Below are 19,267 nucleotides of genomic sequence, written 5' to 3' on the forward strand. Positions count from 1 at the left end.
GCGAGAGAGGGGAACAAGAAATGTAGGTCAATTGTTTTGAACTACCCCCAACCAAGTTTGAATTTAATGTAAAGGTTATCCAATGCCTAATTTCATCGTCAAAAAAGTCGCCGTGCTCGGCGCTGGTGTGATGGGAGCGCAAATTGCTGCGCACTGTGTCAATGCCAAAGTTCCTGTCGTTTTATTCGACTTGCCAGCTAAAGAAGGTCCGAAAAACGGTATCGTTCTCAAAGCCATTGAGAATCTGAAAAAACTCAATCCAGCACCACTCGGTGATAAAGACGATGCAGGCTTGATCGAAGTCGCCAACTACGAAGATAACCTCGACGTTTTAGCTGGCTGCGATTTGATCATCGAAGCGATTGCTGAGCGTATGGATTGGAAACACGATCTGTACAAAAAAGTCGCACCGCATATCGCGCCAAATGCGATCTTCGCTTCTAACACTTCAGGTCTGTCGATCACGGCTTTATCTGAAGGCTTCGATGCAGAATTGAAAGCACGCTTCTGCGGCGTCCACTTCTTCAACCCACCACGCTATATGCACTTGGTTGAATTGATCCCAACTGCAGCGACCCGTTCTGACATCCTCGATCAACTCGAAGGTTTCTTGACGACGACTTTGGGTAAAGGCGTGGTTCACGCTAAAGACACACCGAACTTCATCGCTAACCGCGTTGGTATCTTCGGTATGCTGGCAACGATTTATCAAGCTGAACAATTCGGCTTGAGCGTTGACGTGGTCGATGATTTGACTGGTAAAAAATTGGGCCGTGCTTCTTCTGGTACTTTCCGTACGGCTGACGTCGTCGGTCTCGATACCATGGCACACGTCATCAAAACCATGCAAGATAACTTGCAAGATGATCCATTCTTCGCTGTCTACAAAACACCAGAAGTCTTGGCGAAATTAGTAGCAGCTGGCACCTTAGGTCAAAAATCAGGTGCAGGTTTCTACAAGAAAGTCGGAAAAGATATTCTACGTTTGGATTTCGCCAGTGGTGAATACGTTCCAGGCGGCGCCAAAGCGGATGACTTGGTCGCTCGCATCTTGAAGGAAAAAGATCCAGTTAAGAAGATGAAATCTTTGCGTGAATCGACCAACAAACAAGCACAATTCTTGTGGTCTATTTTCCGTGATGCATTCCACTACATCGCGATTCATGGCGCAACGATTGCCGACAATGCACGCGATATCGACTTCGCTATGCGTTGGGGCTTCGGTTGGAATGTCGGTCCATTCGAAACATGGCAAGCATCTGGTTGGCAGCAAGTCGCGACTTGGGTCAAAGAAGATATCGAAGCAGGCAAAACACTGTGCGCAACACCATTGCCAGCGTGGGTATTTGAAGGCCCAGTGGCTGACAAAGCGGGTGTACATACTCCAGAAGGTTCATGGTCTATCAGCCGTAATACTTTCGCACCGCGTTCAAGTTTGGCCGTGTACGAGCGTCAAGCTTTCCGCGCACCTGTGATGGGTGCTGGCGCAGAAACAGGTGCGACGGCTGGTGTGACTTTCTTCGAAGACGATTCCGTTCGTATCTGGCATCAGAACGACGACGTCTTGATTTTGTCATTCAAGACCAAGATGCACGTGATTGGACCAGGCGTGGTCGCTGGCATGGAAAAAGCGATTGCAGAAGCTGAGAAAAACTTCAAAGGCTTGGTGATCTGGCATGCAGATGCCGCTGAAGGCGGTGCTTTCTCTGCCGGTGCAGATTTGCAAGCAATGTTGCCATTGTTTATGTCTGGTGGCGTGAAGGCGATAGAACCGGCCATTTCACAATTACAAAACGCGCATCAAGCTTTGAAATACGCGAATGTTCCAGTCGTTGCGGCAGTCGCAGGTCTGGCACTCGGTGGTGGTTGCGAACTGATGATGCATGCAGCTAAACGTGTAGCCGCTTTGGAATCGTATATCGGTTTGGTTGAAGTTGGCGTCGGTCTGGTTCCTGGCGGTGGTGGTTTAAAAGAAGCCGCGGTGCGCGCAGCCAAAGATGCGAAAGGTACTGACCTGTTGCAATTCTTGAAGAACTACTTCACGAATGCAGCGACAGCGAATGTGTCTAAATCAGCTTTAGAAGCACAAAAGATGGGTTACCTCGATCAAAACGATGTGATCGTCTTCAATGCCTATGAGTTATTGCATGTCGCAAAAGTTGAAGCACGCGCGATGTTTGACGCCGGCTATCGTCCAGCGATGCGCAAGCTGGTACCAGTCACCGGTCGTCACGGTATCGCGACTATTGGCGCACAATTAATCAATATGCGTGACGGTGGTTTCATCTCTGCACATGACTTCAAACTCGGCAAGATGATTGCTGAAGTGGTGTGCGGTGGCGACATCGACAATGGCAGCATGGTCAGCGAACAATGGTTGCTCGACATGGAGCGCAAAGCGTTTATGGAATTGTTGAATCATCCAAAAACCCAAGAGCGCATCATGGGCATGATGCAAACAGGCAAACCAGTTAGAAACTAAAGGAAAACCTCTCAACACAGAGACACAGAGGCACAGAGAAAAAGCAAATTGAAAAGGCATTCTCTGAGTCTCGGTAATTCAAGGTTGTAAGGTTGTAAGAAATTTGATCAAACCAAAACTTTATCAAGGGCGAGCGGTACAGCTTCACGGTTAATTTGAAACGGATTCCTCCGTTTTCCCTCTGTGTCTCTGTGTCTCTGTGTTGAGAGGTTTTATGGTTTTCGTGATGAACTGAGCATCACTACTCTACGAGGAAGAATACAATGACTACTCAATTACAAGACGCTTACATCGTAGCGGCAACTCGTTCCCCTATTGGTAAATCGGGCCGTGGTATGTTCCGCAACACACGCCCAGATGACTTGCTGGTCGGTGTATTGAAATCCGCATTGGCACAAGTGCCTAATCTTGACCCTAAACTGATCGAAGACGCCATCGTTGGTTGCTCGTTCCCTGAAGGCCCACAAGGCTTGAATCTGGCGCGCATGAGCATCCTGCTGGCAGGTTTGCCAAACACCATAGGCGGCGTAACGATCAATCGTTACTGCGCTTCTGGTATCACAGCAGTCGCCATGGCAGCGGATCGTATCCGTGTTGGCCAAGCCGATGTGATGATCGCAGCGGGTGTGGAATCCATGTCCATGGTCCCTATGATGGGAAGCAATCCATCGATGAACATGGCGATTCTGAAAGATGAAAACGCTGGTATCGCTTATGGCATGGGTTTGACTGCAGAAAAAGTTGCAACGCAATGGAAGGTTAGCCGTGAAGCACAAGATGCTTTCGCTCTGCAATCGCATCAACGTGCATTGGCGGCGCAAGCAGCTGGTTACTTCGACGCAGAAACGACACCGTTCGAAATCATCGACCGTGTACCTAATTTGGTCACTGGCGAAATCGAACTCAAAACCCGTACAGTGAATCGTGACGAAGGCGCACGTCCAGATACATCACTCGAAGGTTTGGCAAAACTGAAAGCGGTATTTGCTGCTAAAGGTTCTGTGACTGCTGGTAATAGTTCACAAACTTCTGACGGCGCAGGTGCCTTGATTTTGGTCAGCGAAAAAATCCTGAAGCAATTCAATCTGACACCACTCGCACGTTTCGCCTCATTTGCAGTACGCGGTGTTCCACCAGAAATCATGGGTATTGGTCCTAAAGAAGCGATTCCAGCAGCATGTAAAGCTGCGGGCATCACACAAGACCAAATCGACTGGTTTGAATTGAATGAAGCGTTTGCGGCGCAATCTTTGGCGGTGGTACAAGACCTCGGCCTCGATCCTGCTAAAGTGAATCCTATGGGTGGGGCGATTGCTTTGGGTCATCCACTCGGTGCTACTGGTGCGATTCGTTCTGCTACGACTATCCATGCTTTACATCGTAATAAGTTGAAGTACGGTATGGTGACTATGTGTGTGGGAACGGGTATGGGTGCAGCGGGTATTTTTGAACGCATGTAGTCATTGCCCGCATAAATCCAATTCTAGGGCGCTGCGCGTTGTTGCAAGTACTCGCAATATCGACATATTGCTCCGTCTTGCGCCTAGCGCAGCATCCCTATAATTGAATTTCTGAGGGCAATTTTTTGTTTCCCCCAAAAACCCAAAAAACTAAACCGCACACCGAATTCTGTGCGGTTTTTTTACGGAGTTACCATGAGTAGGATTGAGACAATTGTAGTCATTGCGAAAGATGGTACTCGCCTCGTCGGGCGTAAGTATTCTCCTTCGGCCCCGGTACGTGCTGTTGTGTTAATGCCTGCGGCGATGGGTGTGAAGCAGCAGTTTTATGCGCCTTTTGCAGAGTTTTTGTGTGAGCATGGTTTTGCGGTGTTGAGTTTTGATTATCGCGGTATGGGTGAATCATTGCCGCCTCAGTTTACCCGCTCCTTGCGTGGCTTTGATGCCGATCTCAGTGATTGGGCGGAACTCGATTACAACTCGGCACTACTGGCGGCGCGCGCTTGGCATGACAAAGTACCTTTGCTGGTGATTGGGCATTCTCTCGGTGGCCAACTCGCTGGTTTGCTGCCGGATAATCATTTGATCGATGGCATGCTGACGATAGGTTCGGGAACAGGTTATTGGCGCTACAACGCGCCGCAACTCAAACGCATCGTTTGGTTGCTATGGTATTTTCTGGTTCCCTTGTATACCGGCATATGCGGTTACTTCCCCGGAAAAAAATTGCGAAAAGTCGGCAATCTTCCCAAGGGCGTAATTTATCAATGGTCGCGCTGGTGCAAAGATCACCGCTATTTTGTCGATGCAACCGGCAATGCCATGCAAACTTATCACCATCAATTTCGTGCGCCTATCTTAAGCCTGAGCTTCACCGATGATGAAATGATGGGACGCAAAAATATCGATGGTCTGCACGATTATTTTACCCATGCCGAAGTTGAACGACACTATATACAGCCACAAGATATTCAAGTGAAACGCATAGGACATTTTGGTTTCTTTCGTCCTGAATTTCGTCATAGTTTATGGCAACAAGCTTTACAATGGCTGAGCCAACAAGACAGCACCACTTCCATTCAACGCATCATTTAATTCAAAAGACATCATGGAAATTCTGACCCACATTAATGACGGTATTTTGACCATCAACTTCAACCGTCCAGAAAAGAAAAACGCCATTACCTTTGGCATGTATGAAGCGATGGCAAACGCCATCAATGCATCGAACGACGACAAAAACGTCAGCGTGATTTTGATCACTGGCAAACCAGAAATTTTCACTGCTGGTAATGATCTGGAAGACTTCATGAAACACGCTGGCAGTTTGGCATCGACAGAAATGCCTCCTGTGTATCAATTCATGCATGCCTTGAACGATGCACAAAAACCCGTGATCGCTGCGGTCTCCGGTGGCGCGGTCGGCATCGGCACCACACTCTTGATGCATTGCGAATTGGTATACGCCGCAGACAATGCGAAATTTTCTATGCCATTCACGCAATTAGGCTTATGCCCAGAATTCGCGTCCAGTATGGTTTTACCGCAAATCGCAGGCTATCAACGCGCAGCGGAAATGCTCTTATTAGGCGAAGCATTCAGCGCACAACAAGCGCATGAAATGGGCTTAGTGAACAAGGTTCTCCCGCTCGAAGAATTATTACCCTACGCAGAAAAACAAGCTGCGAAGATCGCCGCGTTACCAGCAAAATCCATACGCCTGACCAAGAGCTTGATGAAGGCGAATCAACCGCAAGCCATTCGCGAAAAAATGAACGAAGAAAACGCCCACTTCGGCGCAATGTTATCGCAGCCTGAAGCACGCGAAGCAATGATGGCGTTTTTCCAAAAGCGTAAGCCAGACTTTAAACAATTCAATTAAGGTCTATCGTCACCCCCTACAAAAAAACGTGCCGGGGTCACGGCGATTGCAAATGTCAAACTTAAGGCCTATGTCGAAGAAGCCGATGTGAAATTTCACATCGGCTTAAGGCCATACTCCCTCATCCACATATCTACTAGCAAGCGCCTAGTTCTTGACAGGAACAGCATTTCGCGCAGCATCACACTTCCCCCTGTCCCTCCACAATTCCTCCACAAACCCCGATTAGTATTCTCGCATCGAGACCTCCACTATCGGGAACATCAACTATGCGCTCTGTCTTCGCCCTACCAATCATCTTCGTCTGCACGCTTCTGTCCACGAATATCGCGCAATCACAAGTGTCGAACGCGCTGCATCACTCCTACGTCATGAAACTAGATCGTTGGGGCAATACGATTTATCAAAGCCTCGAACTCGACGAACAAGGTGGCAAGATCAGCGGGAGTATTAATCGTGATCCCTTGGTTGGTGTTCGCACAGGCGACACTTACCTCTTCACAGCGACGGCCGCAGATAAGACGACTTACACTTATCGCGCCAAAATCACCCCGGATGGTTTAAGCGGCAGCGCTGATTTCCCAGATAGTAATCAGCCACTAGTGCGGGTTCAACATCCATTTAGCGCGAACAAGATTCCAGCTCGTCCTGATGGCAATCCGCGTACGTACCACTACGTTCCAACTTCGTATTCAAACACCTTTTCACCAGACCGCTCGCCAGTCTTAACTATCTGGTCTGGCGACACGGTTCAAACAAAAACTGTCGATTCTGGCGGCGTTGATGAACATGGCGTGACGGTAGCACTGTATGGCAATCCACAAACGGGTCCCTTCTATGTCGCCGATGCCGATGTGGGCGATGTACTGGCGATTCATATTAAGCGTCTGCGACTCAATCGTGACTACGCAGATAGCTTGGACATGATCGTACACAAAGCCCAAACCACGCGCTTAGCATCTCGCAGTACAGAACTGGGGCAAGCCGTACGCTGGAAACTCGATTTACAACACGGACTTGCCAGCCCAGATAGTGCGAGTGAAAAGTTGAAGAATTTCAAAGTCCCGGTGAAACCTATGCTAGGTGGATTAGCGGTCGCGCCAGGCAACGGCATGCCAGCCATCTCGACAGGCGACGCAGGCAACTTCGGCGGCAATATGGATTTCAATGAAGTCGTCGCAGGCAATACGGTTTATCTGCCCGTTAACCAACCAGGCGCTTTGCTCTACCTCGGGGATGCCCATGCGCTGCAAGGTGATGGCGAAACTTCGCAATACGCTTTAGAAACGTCTATGGATGTGGAATTTAGTGTGGAAGTGATCAAGCACAAACAAATTGCCATGCCACGTGTAGTCTCACCAACGCACCTCATGAGCTTGGGCCAAGCCGGCTCTTTAGATGAAGCGCTTAAGCTGGCCACCAGTGGGATGACGCAATGGCTGGCTGAGGATTACGGATTGAGCTTATCGGAAAGCGCGCAAATACTGGGAGCATCGATGGAATATCGCGTCGTCAATCTGGCAGGACGTAGCGTCGGACTGGCTGCAAAAGTGGATAGGCGCTTGCTAAAAAACATTCCCCAAAATGTGAAGTAGATTTGCTTGCCGATTATGAATAAGTTCGTTCACAGTAAAGACGGTGCAGACACTTTGCTATGCCGATGATGGACGCTTAGGAGAGATGATAATAAGGCAAACGACAAGCATACTGACCATGCGTGACTACGATAAATTTGCTAGTGAAGAATCGAACTAAGCCCCCACTTGCGGTATCCTATGGCTTACTTTGATTTTCTACAGATTATCTAATTTAATCAGCGCCCATGATGCCAAAATCCACTTCACTTAACCGCCACTCTAAACTGCGCCGTACTCTACTCACCAGCCTGGCTGCGCTTACATTTAGCAGTACATTCCAAACCTCTTTTGCCGCCAATGAGCCAGGCACAAAGGTCGCCAAAGCACCGAAGTTAGTTTTGGTATTAGTCGTTGACGGCCTGCCGAATGAGCAGGTGCAACGCTATCGTCATCAATTCGGCGAAGGTGGTTTTAAACGCCTGTTAGAGCAAGGTGCATGGTTTGGCAATGCGCATCAAGCACATGGCATAACGGTGACTGCGGTCGGTCATACAGCAGTGTTAACTGGAGCCTATCCGTATCAACACGGCATCATAGGGAATAATTGGTTAGATCCGCAAACCCTGACTTCGGTCTACTGCACCGAAGATACTCAACACAGTTACCTGAACGAAGATACCAAAGCCAGCGATGGCACGTCTCCAGCCAATTTGAGAGTCAGCACGGTTGGCGATGAATTACGTTATGCCACTGGCAATCAGTCAAAAGTGATTACCGTGTCGGGTAAAGATCGTGGTGCCATTTTATTGGCAGGCAAAACTGGCACGGCCTATATGCTGATGAAAAAATCCGGCAACTTCGCCAGCAGCACCTACTACATGCAAAACTATCCCGAGTGGCGTCAGAAATTTGTCGCTGATAAACCGCAGGATCGTTTTTATGGCAAGCAATGGACGCCTATGTTGCCAGAGCAGGCGTATCACGATGACGCACATGACGATATTGTGGCGCCTGCCGATACGACCAGCAGCAAACGTTTCCCTTATACCTATGACAGTAAATCCGGCAAACCCGATGCTGAATATTATGAGAAATTATTCACCGGGCCGTATGTCGATGAGTTGACTTTAGATTTTGCCAGAGCGGCTATCGATGGTGAAAAGCTTGGTAATAATCCGGCTGGCGTGACCGACGTATTGGGCGTAAGTTTATCCAGCCATGATTATGTCAATCATACCTGGGGCCCAGAAAGCAAAATGTCGCACGATCACCTGCAACGTTTGGATCGCTTACTCGCCAAATTCTTAAACGATGTGGACAAAAAGGTCGGACTCGACAACACCTTGGTGGTACTGACAGCCGATCATGGTTTTGCCAATGTGCCTGAGTTTTCACAAAGTATGAAGCGCGATGCATATCGTCTCGAAGGCAGCAAAATGTCGCAGGCTTTGAATCAACACTTACAAGAAAAATTTGGCGTAGAAAAATTAGTCCGTAAATGGTCCGCACCGTATTTTTTCTTAAACTATAGCGCCGCTGAAGCCAAAGGAATTACCCGCAGCGAATTGGAAAATGCAACGGCACGCTTCTTACTGAACCACAAAGGCATTGCCAACGCTTACACTCGCAGTCAATTTGAAAATGGCATGATACCGAATGACCGTATCAGTCGATTAATGCAACGCGGCTGGAATAAACAATTATCGGGTGATGTGACGGTCGTGGTAAAACCGTTCTGGTATTTTGGCAGTACGCCTTCAGGCACTTCACACGGAACCCCTTACAACTACGATACCAATGTGCCTTTGATGTTCATGGGCAAACCCTGGATTAAAGCGGGCGCCTATAGTCAATACGCCGAGGTCGTCGATATCGCATCAACGCTGTCGCACCTGTTACGGATAAGGATGCCATCGGGTGCTGAAGGTCGGGTTTTAACAGAGACACTCAAGTAATCGATCTTCACACCAAACAAAAAGCTGCAAAACCTGACGAGGCTTTGCAGCTTTTTTTTGATTCCTATTTTGGCATCCACCCATGTTTGAGCCGATTCAAAACCGCCTGACTCCGGATTTGGTAGATCGCAAGCCAAACTAAGAGTATCGATGATCCACATCCCTGTCCTGCGAAAGATAGCTTCATCCCGGGCGAAAAAAAACCGCCAAAATTTGGCGGTTTTTTTGTTCCAGCAAAAATCTGCAATAAGCAAATTAACGCTTGGAGAATTGCTTTGCGCGACGTGCTTTGCGCAAACCAACTTTTTTACGTTCAACTTCACGAGCATCACGAGTAACGAAGCCAGCTTTGGACAATTCAGATTTCAAAGTTGCATCGTAGTCGATCAAAGCACGTGTGATACCGTGACGAACCGCGCCGTATTGGCCAGATTCACCACCACCGTGTACATTGATCATAATGTCGAATGTTTCGAGGTGATTAGTCAACTCGAGTGGTTGACGGATAACCATCAAGCCAGTTTTACGAGAGAAATATTCGTCAGCTGGTTTGCCGTTGACAACAATCTTGCCGCTACCTGTTTTCAGGAATACGCGAGCAACTGCGCTCTTGCGACGGCCAGTTCCGTAGTTGTAATTACCGATCATGGCTATTCCTTAGATATCGAGTACTTGTGGTTGCTGAGCTGCATGCGGATGCGTTGCATCTGCGTACACTTTCAACTTCTTGATCATTGCGTAACCGAGCGGGCCTTTAGGCAACATGCCTTTAACAGCCTTCTCTAATGCGCGACCTGGGAAGCGAGCTTGCATTTTTTGGAAGTTCGTTTCGTAGATACCACCTGGGTATCCAGTATGACGATAGTAAATCTTGTTCAGAGCTTTAGTACCAGTCACGCGCAGTTTAGCTGCATTAACTACGACGATGAAATCGCCCGTGTCGACGTGTGGAGTAAATTCTGGTTTATGCTTGCCGCGTAAACGGAGTGCCACTTCGCTGGCAACACGTCCGAGAACTTTGTCTGTCGCGTCAATCACGAACCAGTCGCGCTGAACCTCATGGCCCTTAGCGGAAAAGGTTTTCATGTTGAATCCTAAATAAAAAATATTAAAAACACCCTGATTTCGGTGGTTCTGCTAATGCTCAGACTAACCGCGCCTAGCAGACGCTCCCTTGTTAAATTCTCCCCTGGGCGAACAGAGAGTCGGAAATTATAGTATTTTCAAAGACTTAGTGCAAGCACTGTTTAAGTTTTAGGCAGTTCCCTGAAGAACTTATCGACAATTGTTATGTTTTGCTCGGGCAAAAAAAACCCGAAGTCTTGCTTCGGGATTAAGTCACTAGGAGTGACGGAGGAGATACGAGTAAAGGCAAAGAAAACAACTGCCTTCATACTAGGTCAAGAAATCATGTTGCGCCAGGAAAACTTAATGCAATCTAGAAAGTAGCAGAAAATGCGCCCGAAAATAGCAATAAGCGAACTTTTATCAAGATTTCTCGTGTAATCAGTAGAAAAACAGCTCATAAAGAATTTTCGAATTTCATTAGATGAGGCAAAGAGAGGCCTTTGCACATGCCTGGCAAACAGTCAAAGTTTGAGCCTGAGCGGCAGCGCGTGCAGAGATCTCAATACAGGAATAAGGACAAGGTGCCCAAAAGTCCCAAACAAGAATAAGGGCAGCTCAGTTACAATATCCGATTCACTTAAGCACAATAGCAATCAGGGCAGCACTAAGAATTCAGAATTTCGCTCGCATCGAGATATCAGAACGAAGTTTGATTTCTTAAAGTTGCTCATTAACAAGGCAGGAGTTTCAATGGAAGCAAATGTACGTTGGACCGGTGTATCCGGCATGAGTTTTTTGGCTGAGACCGGCTCCGGTCATGCGGTTTTGATGGATGGTGCCCCTGAAGGTGGCGGGCATAACTTAGCGCCTCGCCCTATGGAAATGGTCTTACTTGGTACAGGCGGCTGTTCAGCCTACGACGTCGTACTGATTTTGCGTAAAGGCAAACAAGACGTGCGTGGATGCGAAGTCAAATTATCAGCCGAACGTGCAAATACAGAACCTAAAGTGTTCACCAAAATTCATTTCCACTTCATCGTCACTGGTCGCAATTTAAAAGCCAATCTGGTCGAACGTGCGATTGCTTTGTCTCACGAAAAATATTGCTCGGCGTCGATTATGCTGAGCAAGACTGCCGAAATGACGCATAGCTATGAAATAATCGATGATCTGAACTTGCCATCAGAACACGAACGTAATGCGAAAGCCGAATAAGCGAAAAAAATCACCAAAAAAAATGCCGGAAACAATCCGGCATTTGACATTTTTCACCCGAGAAATTCAAGTGATTTCCAACAGATTCTTATGCACTCTGCTCACGACTAAACACGTCTTTATAACTGAAATAAAACGTGCAATACATCACCAAAGAAACACTCAGCATCAAAGGCAAAATCAACACACCCAACTTACCGCCACTTAATGCCATCAAGAGCGCGACCAAACTGAGCAGCCCGCACCAAGCCAGTAGATAGACCAAAAACGCTTTGCGAGCACGCCATACCGCAAAAAAACTATAAAAAATCGCCTTCGCTGCCCCCATACCGTGCCACATAACCAAAGGCCCGCCATACCAAAACCCCATCGCTGCTGGAGTATACACAGCAAAGAAAATGAGCATACCCGTACCTATATTCGACTTCACCAAGGCTTTGGGGTCTGCCTTAGCAGGATCGGAAATATAATTCCACAGCGCTCCATCATCGAAAGGAATGGAACTCGCCAACGCCGCCACCAAAGCCAATGTATATAAAGTACCCAACAACAGCAAAGTGCGAAATGCTGGTGAGCGAAAGGCAATGAACAAAGATCCCGTTGTGACAGGCTTACCTTCATCAATATCGCGACAGGCATGCATAATGCCCATACCCAAGGTCGGCCCAAAAACGAAGGGTATCAGCGCGCCAATAAACGGCACCAGGCTTAAACCCAAGTTCACAAAAATCAAACCAAAGAACATAAACAAAAGCTCAAATGGTTTCTTCTTGAAGGTTGAAAAACCTTGTTGTATCCAATGCCAGCCTGCAATTGCCTGAGGAGTGTTCATACTAATTATTGGGGAGCAATAGGTAAAGCCGGCGTAGGCTGGGAGACGCGCAAGCGTAAAATACGCTCAAAATGTCCGGGATCATGCGGCGTCAGCATCTCGGCATCGCGTGGCTTATAAAAATCATAAACACGTGACAGCCAAAAACGGAACGCCGCGGCGCGCAACATCGCTTGCCAGGCTTCGCCTTCAGCCACTGTAAATGGACGCACCGCATGATAGGCGTTGAGCATGGCATTCACACGTGCCATATCGAGTTCGCCACTCGCCACATCGATGCACCAGTCATTAATCGTCACAGCGACATCGAACAACCAGGTATCGCAACCCGCAAAATAGAAATCAAAAAAACCAGTCAAGTGCTCGCCATCAAACATCACATTATTGCGGAATAAATCGGCATGCACAGGGCCACTTTGCAGCGCTTGATACGTGGCAGTCTGTGCAAATGCAGCTTGAAATGCGATCTCATCTTGCATCAAACTACGATTAGAATCGGATAAAAATTCCAGCACTTGGGGCACCGTGATTTGCCACCAATCTAACCCACGCAAATTCGGCTGACGGATGGAAAAATCCTGGCCCGCCAAATGCATACGTGCCAGCATGGTACCAACTTCCGCACAATGGACAGGTGCAGGCGCCATTTGTGAACTGCCTTCTAGCTTACTGACGATAGCGGCAGGTTTTCCGTGCAAAGCGACACACAATTCACCCTCCAGATTTGCGATGGGTGCCGGCACCAAGACACCACGATCAGCCAAATGCCGCATCAACTTTAAGTAAAACGGTAGTTGATCAAAATCCAGATTTTCAAAAATGGTGAGGACGTATTCACCCTTTTCGGTATCAATAAAGAAATTACTATTTTCTATGCCTGATGCAATACCGCGAATAGCTAACGCTTTTCCTAAGGGGAATTGCGTCATCCAAGGTGCCAGGTCCTGCAATGTTACCGATGTAAATACAGCCATGTCTATTCTACGTAAAGAGGATTATTTTTTAACGGGTGTAGTCGCCTTGGCGTCCGAGCTGGCTGCACTCGCCGCGCTAGCTGCACTAGCTGCTGCGCTGGCAGTTGCGCTTGCTGGCAAGGATTTAGCAGAACCAATCTTCGATGTGGAGTTTGGACCAACTGGTAATACTGGCAAGGATTCGACTTCCTTGCTTTGCTTCTTACCACCAAATTCCATCACCTTCCACTGCGCCGCACGATTAGCGTCACCTTCAGGCGTACCTTTTGGTGCATTGTTAGGTTTCACGGTATAAGTGCTCTTTCCGGTACGAACCTGCACCTCGGTTACCTTGCCGTTGTCTTTACGCTCTACGGTTTTCAGCTTATTACTCTCCTGCTTAATCAGCTTGACATCGGAATCTGGGCCTTCTTCCAATTTTTCTAATTTTGGCGGTGGTGGTGGCGGTGCAGTCTTTTCCTGCGCCGCGACTAAAGGCGATGCAGAGATAGCAAAACAGGCCGCCACAAGACTGGCGATTAACTTCAATGAGCTTTTCATGATTTTCACTTTAGATGCATTTAAATACGAGAAAGATACAGCGAATTGTCCGACATTGTAGCAAAGCAAGTGACTTCCAAGGAGAAAAAGCAATATCGTTCCATCACGAAACGACATCTTACAAATACAGCATACGCTGACGCTCTTCATCCGATGGCTCGATATCATGCGCCTCGTAAAAGGCGAAAATTGCATCAACAACATTGGCAGGCTCATCAATGATCTGCACCAAATTCAAGTCCTTATCCTCGATGAGACCTTTATCCGCCATCTGCATCCGTATCCAATCTAAAAAACCCTGCCAAAAACTTGTACCCACCAAGATCACCGGGATACGCTTGGTTTTACCGGTTTGCATCAAGGTCAACACTTCCATTAATTCGTCCAAAGTACCGAAGCCACCGGGGAAAATAACATAAGCATCCGCATACTTAACGAATGCCACTTTACGGGCGAAAAAATGACGAAAATTTAAAGAAATATTCTGCCAAGGATTGGTTTTTTGTTCATGTGGCAATTCAATATTTAAACCGACTGAGGCCGAAGCGCCATCAAATGCACCTCGGTTTGCCGCCTCCATAATCCCGGGACCACCACCCGAAATCACGGCAAATCCTTCATCTGACAAGCGTTTGGCGACATCGACACAATCTTGATAATAGGGATTATCGTGCTGCAATCGGGCTGAACCAAAGATGGTCACAGCCGGACCTAGCGCCGATAGACGTTCGGTGGATTCAATAAACTCTGCCATAATCGTGAACATATGCCACGATTCGCGTGCCTTAAGGGCTGTTGCTTTGTCTTTATCCGCAATCTGGCGCAGTTTCAAAATTCTTTTTCTGCTGTCATTCATACCTAAAATCCTTATGCAAAAAACTCTGTTATTAGTCGACGGCTCCAGCTATTTATACCGCGCTTTCCACGCCTTGCCCGATTTGCGCAATATGCGCGGCGAACCGACTGGTGCGATACATGGCATGGTCAATATGATGCGCAAGCTGCGCCAAGATTATCCCGCAGCTTACATGGCTTGTGTGTTCGATGCCAAGGGCAAGACCTTCCGCGACGACCTGTATCCAGAATATAAAGCACAGCGCGCGCCTATGCCAGACGATTTGCGCTTACAAATAGCACCTATCCATCAGGCAGTCGCGGCGATGGGTTGGCCTATCTTGATGGTCGAAGGTGTAGAAGCCGACGACGTAATCGGCACGTTGGCGGTGGAAGCCACCGCACGCGGCATGAATACCATCGTCTCCACCGGCGACAAAGATCTGGCGCAATTGGTCAATGCTAACGTGACTCTGATCAACACCATGAGCAATGAAAAGCTCGATGAAGCGGGCGTGCTCGCCAAATTTGGTGTACCACCGAATCGCATCATCGACTACTTAACCCTGATCGGCGACACCGTCGATAATGTTCCCGGCGTGAGCAAATGTGGCCCTAAGACTGCGGTTAAATGGCTGACTGAATACGATAGCTTAGATGGCGTGATCGCGAATGCCGACAAGATCAAAGGCGTAGTCGGCGACAATCTGCGTGCCGCTTTAGATTGGCTGCCACAAGGCCGCGTCTTGATCACCGTAAAGACCGATTGCGATCTCGCCGGTCATCATATTTCCATCGATGAATCACTGAAAGCCAAAGAAGAAAATCGCGAAGAAATGATCGCCTTCTTGCAGCACCAAGGCTTCAAGAGTTTATTGCGTGAGTTTGGTGTTGATCCGGTCGCAGGTTCTGCGCCAGCTAAAGCCGCGCCAGCGCAAGGGGGATTGTTTGGCGACGACACTGCCAACAATGCTGTCACAAGCAATACGCCCACAGCAATCCCAGCCGCGCCCGCCGTCACACATTACGAAATGATTTTGACCGAAGCCCAGCTCGATACTTGGCTAGATAAAATCAATCAAGCCGCCCTCACCTCAGTCGATACCGAAACCACCTCGCTAGAACCAATGAATGCACAAATGGTCGGTATTTCTTTGTGCTGCGAAGCGGGCATAGCAGCGTATATTCCGCTCGCACATAATTATCCCGGCGCACCCGAACAATTAAATCGTGAAATCGTTTTAGGCAAAATGAAGACTTGGTTAGAGGACACCAGCAAAGCTAAGGTAGGACAAAACCTCAAATACGACACGCACATTTTCGCCAATCACGGTGTGCATTTACGCGGCATTCTGCACGACACTTTGCTGCAATCTTATGTGTTTGAATCCCACAAATCGCACGACATGGATAGCCTTGCGCTACGCCACTTGGAACGCAAAACGATTAGCTTTGAAGAAGTCTGCGGCAAAGGCGCATCCCAAATTGGTTTCGACCAGGTTGAGATTGAACGCGCCACCGCTTACGCGGCGGAAGATGCCGACATCACTTTACAATTGCATCAAGCGATGTGGCCACAAGTCGAACCTTACGACAAGCTGCGCTTCATCTACGATAAGATCGAACTACCGACATCAGTCGTTCTGCAAAAAATAGAACGCAATGGTGTCTTGATCAATCGCGATTTACTCGCCACGCAGTCGCATGAAATCGGCAATCGCTTATTAGAGCTGGAGCAAAAAGCCTACGAGCTAGCAGAGCAACCGTTTAACTTAAATTCACCTAAACAACTCGGTGAAATTTTCTTCGGCAAACTCGGCCTGCCCGTCGTCAAAAAAACGCCGTCAGGCGCACCATCGACCGATGAAGAAGTGTTGCAAAAACTGGCTGAGGATTATCCTTTGCCCAAAGTGCTGTTGGAATACCGAGGCCTCGCCAAACTCAAATCGACCTACACCGACAAATTGCCGAGAATGGTCAACAGTGATACCGGTCGCGTCCACACCAACTACGCGCAAGCAGTGGCGGTCACAGGTCGCTTGGCATCTAATGATCCCAACTTGCAAAACATCCCAGTACGCACCGCCGAAGGTCGCCGCATCCGCGAAGCCTTTGTCGCAGCACCTGGCAATAGCATCGTCTCTGCCGATTATTCCCAAATCGAATTACGCATCATGGCGCACATCTCGGGCGACGCGAGCTTATTAAAAGCCTTTGCCGACGGCGAAGACGTACATCGCGCGACAGCATCAGAGATTTTTGGTGTCGAATTATCAGACGTCACGAGCGAACAAAGACGTTACGCCAAAGTGATTAACTTCGGTCTGATTTACGGCATGAGCGCATTCGGCTTAGCAGGCAACTTAGGCATAGAACGCAGCGCCGCGCAAAGCTACATCGACAAATATTTCCTACGCTACCCAGGCGTCGCTCAATACATGGCCGACACCCGACTCCAAGCCAAAGCCCACGGCTACGTAGAAACCGTCTTCGGCCGCCGCCTCTGGCTACCAGAAATCAACAGCCCCAACGGCCCACGCCGCCAAGGCGCAGAACGTGCGGCGATTAATGCCCCTATGCAGGGTACGGCGGCAGACTTAATTAAGCTTGCGATGATTGCGGTGCAGGGTTGGTTAGAGACGGATGGTTTGCAATCCAAAATGATTATGCAAGTGCATGATGAATTGGTGTTGGAAGTGGTGGCTGAGGAGTTGGAATTGGTGAAGCGTCGCCTTCCAGAGTTAATGGCTGGAGTGGCTGAGTTGAAGGTGCCGCTGTTGGCCGAGGTGGGGGTTGGATTGAATTGGGAAGAGGCGCATTGATTGCTATGTCATTTTCGAATCGTAAGCATTTTTGTGTTACGTAGAATCCAGGTTTATCGTTCGCTCCTTAAACTTCTAGTCTAATTCGTTCACAAATCGTAGGCGCCTGGGATAGAAAAACAATGCTTTCAGCATTAATGCTGAAATCCATTGCCTTTTTGTGGCGGTCTAGTATCTTTGGATTTTTAAATTACGTTTCGTAGTGGTTAAATGACTTCTCTTCACATCTACAAGTTGGAATCGCGCTCAATCCGCAGACCATCGGTTTGGCTAGAAAATGCACATCCTAGGGGCTATTTCAAAGACAATTTTAATGGACAAACCCTCACCGAAGGTTGGGTACCACCCCCACACTATATTCGAGGTGCATCCTACCGACCATCAGATTGCGTTGCATCCAACATGCCTGGGCCTTTGCTTTCCGAACGCGCGGTGAAAATTCTTAATGATGTTGCACCAAACTGCGCAGAATACAGATTTTTCACAATGATTGGTGGCAAGCCATATTTCGTCATGAACGTCCTCGCCGCTGAGGACATACTCGATGAAGCTGCATCAGAAGTGACGCGATCAGAGTCGGGCGAAATTGTTTCCGTTTACAGGTTTGCATTTCGTAATTTGCCGACTCGACCACTTTTTAAGCTGCCAAGACGATTTTCCTCAGATACCCTATGTACTGTAGCTATTCCAGAGGCTGTCGTCGAGCACAAGCTCACTGGATTTGGTTTTTGGGATCCGACCAAACCAACTATGCGCGACCTTTTCTTTGGTAAAGACCTAAATTGCTATCCGGGCGTCCTTCGCTAACGCAGCCTTGTGGGCACGCATTTTGTGCCCACGCGGATTGCTTGGTTTGTCGACGAACACCTCTCCCCCTGCCCTCTATTCTTTTCACCTTTTTTGGACCGTAACTCGGTAAGGCGTAATCCTTTCGTAAGGCGTCAATAGCCGCAGGCGTATTGCGCCGTATGAACGTTGATCTTGGTGATCCATTATTTTCTTTGGTGCGTTTGCATTCCCAATAAATTGTTTTGCCGTTGAGCGACTTTCCCTTGGACGGTGTAATACGGCTTCGCCTATTACACCCTACGTATGGCTCGAATATTTTTCTTTGCCACTCCACCACCCTTTGCAATCTTTTCGTAAGGCGTCAATAGCCGCAGGCGTATTGCGCCGTATGAACGTTGATTATGGTGATCCATTATTTTCTTTGATGCGTTTGAATTGCAAATAAATTGCTTCGCCATTTTTCGCCTTACTGTCGGACGGTGTAATACGGCTTCGCCTCACACCCTACTTACGGCACGAATATTTTCCTTTGCTACTCCACCACCCTTTGCAATCCTTTCGTAAGGCGTCAATAGCCGCTGGCGTATTGCGCCGCATGAACCTTGAGCATGGCGAACCATCATTTCCTTTAATGCGTTTGAATTGCAAATAAATTGCTTCGCCATTTTTCGTCTTACTGTCGGACGGTGTAATACGGCTTTGCCTCACACCCTACTCACGGCACGAATCTTTTTCTTTGTTACTCCACTACCCTGCGTAATCTTTTCGTAAGGCGTCAATAGCCGCAGGCGTATTGCGCCGTATGAACGTTGATTATGGTGATCCATTATTTTCTTT

General features: G+C 48.1%; 15 protein-coding genes. 9 read left to right on the forward strand and 6 right to left on the reverse strand.

Annotated elements, in window-relative coordinates:
* The first annotated feature begins 82 nt into the window (after positions 1–82).
* The 6 genes from AC1RR2_RS05045 (at position 83) to AC1RR2_RS05070 (ending at position 9,356) form a co-directional block, all read left to right on the forward strand.
* Positions 83–2,482, forward strand: coding sequence for a 3-hydroxyacyl-CoA dehydrogenase NAD-binding domain-containing protein (locus AC1RR2_RS05045; RefSeq protein ID WP_493221200.1), 2,400 nt, complete (start codon positions 83–85; stop codon positions 2,480–2,482).
* A 263-nt stretch (positions 2,483–2,745) separates the two neighbouring features.
* Complete coding sequence (locus tag AC1RR2_RS05050; protein ID WP_493221201.1) at positions 2,746–3,942, forward strand: acetyl-CoA C-acyltransferase; 1,197 nt, start codon at positions 2,746–2,748, stop codon at positions 3,940–3,942.
* A gap of 195 nt (positions 3,943–4,137) precedes the next feature.
* Entirely contained in the window at positions 4,138–5,037 is a 900-nt protein-coding gene (locus tag AC1RR2_RS05055; RefSeq protein WP_493221202.1) for an alpha/beta hydrolase family protein, read from the forward strand.
* A 13-nt stretch (positions 5,038–5,050) separates the two neighbouring features.
* Positions 5,051–5,824 carry an enoyl-CoA hydratase gene (locus AC1RR2_RS05060; RefSeq protein WP_493221203.1) on the forward strand — a complete coding sequence of 258 codons (774 nt, stop codon included), beginning with the start codon at positions 5,051–5,053 and terminating at the stop codon, positions 5,822–5,824.
* Between the two features lie 269 nt (positions 5,825–6,093).
* Positions 6,094–7,419 (forward strand): acetamidase/formamidase family protein, encoded by a 1,326-nt coding sequence (locus tag AC1RR2_RS05065; protein ID WP_493221204.1) that lies wholly within the window; start codon positions 6,094–6,096, stop codon positions 7,417–7,419.
* Positions 7,420–7,649: 230 nt separating this feature from the next.
* Positions 7,650–9,356 (forward strand): alkaline phosphatase family protein, encoded by a 1,707-nt coding sequence (locus AC1RR2_RS05070; RefSeq protein WP_493221205.1) that lies wholly within the window; start codon positions 7,650–7,652, stop codon positions 9,354–9,356.
* Between the two features lie 255 nt (positions 9,357–9,611).
* Here AC1RR2_RS05070 and rpsI read toward each other — a convergent pair whose 3' ends face one another.
* Both rpsI and rplM read right to left on the reverse strand, forming a co-directional pair.
* A complete protein-coding gene (gene rpsI / locus AC1RR2_RS05075) occupies positions 9,612–10,004 on the reverse strand; it encodes a 30S ribosomal protein S9 (protein ID WP_186890750.1) in 393 nt (130 codons plus the stop codon).
* A 9-nt stretch (positions 10,005–10,013) separates the two neighbouring features.
* Positions 10,014–10,442, reverse strand: a complete 429-nt coding sequence (gene rplM, locus AC1RR2_RS05080) for a 50S ribosomal protein L13 (RefSeq protein ID WP_186890749.1) — start codon at positions 10,440–10,442, stop codon at positions 10,014–10,016.
* Positions 10,443–11,174: 732 nt separating this feature from the next.
* On the opposite strand from rplM, the gene AC1RR2_RS05085 reads away from it, so the two are divergent.
* On the forward strand, positions 11,175–11,639 hold the full coding sequence (locus AC1RR2_RS05085; protein ID WP_493221206.1) for an OsmC family protein: 465 nt from the start codon (positions 11,175–11,177) through the stop codon (positions 11,637–11,639).
* 88 nt (positions 11,640–11,727) lie between these two features.
* Here AC1RR2_RS05085 and AC1RR2_RS05090 read toward each other — a convergent pair whose 3' ends face one another.
* The 4 genes from AC1RR2_RS05090 to AC1RR2_RS05105 form a co-directional block, all read right to left on the reverse strand.
* The gene (locus tag AC1RR2_RS05090) at positions 11,728–12,471 is read right to left on the reverse strand and encodes a BPSS1780 family membrane protein (protein ID WP_493221207.1); all 744 of its coding nucleotides are present in this window, start codon (positions 12,469–12,471) and stop codon (positions 11,728–11,730) included.
* A gap of 5 nt (positions 12,472–12,476) precedes the next feature.
* Complete coding sequence (locus AC1RR2_RS05095; RefSeq protein WP_493221208.1) at positions 12,477–13,445, reverse strand: homoserine kinase; 969 nt, start codon at positions 13,443–13,445, stop codon at positions 12,477–12,479.
* A gap of 21 nt (positions 13,446–13,466) precedes the next feature.
* Positions 13,467–13,985, reverse strand: a complete 519-nt coding sequence (locus tag AC1RR2_RS05100; protein ID WP_493221209.1) for a hypothetical protein — start codon at positions 13,983–13,985, stop codon at positions 13,467–13,469.
* A 118-nt stretch (positions 13,986–14,103) separates the two neighbouring features.
* On the reverse strand, positions 14,104–14,841 hold the full coding sequence (locus AC1RR2_RS05105; RefSeq protein ID WP_493221210.1) for an LOG family protein: 738 nt from the start codon (positions 14,839–14,841) through the stop codon (positions 14,104–14,106).
* A 13-nt stretch (positions 14,842–14,854) separates the two neighbouring features.
* Here AC1RR2_RS05105 and polA point away from each other — a divergent pair, with 13 nt between their 5' ends.
* On the forward strand, positions 14,855–17,641 hold the full coding sequence (gene polA / locus AC1RR2_RS05110; protein ID WP_493221211.1) for a DNA polymerase I: 2,787 nt from the start codon (positions 14,855–14,857) through the stop codon (positions 17,639–17,641).
* A gap of 210 nt (positions 17,642–17,851) precedes the next feature.
* Complete coding sequence (locus tag AC1RR2_RS05115; RefSeq protein WP_493221212.1) at positions 17,852–18,448, forward strand: imm11 family protein; 597 nt, start codon at positions 17,852–17,854, stop codon at positions 18,446–18,448.
* Positions 18,449–19,267 lie beyond the last annotated feature (819 nt).

The sequence above is a fragment of the Undibacterium sp. GW821-FHT11H02 genome, from assembly GCF_058808015.1.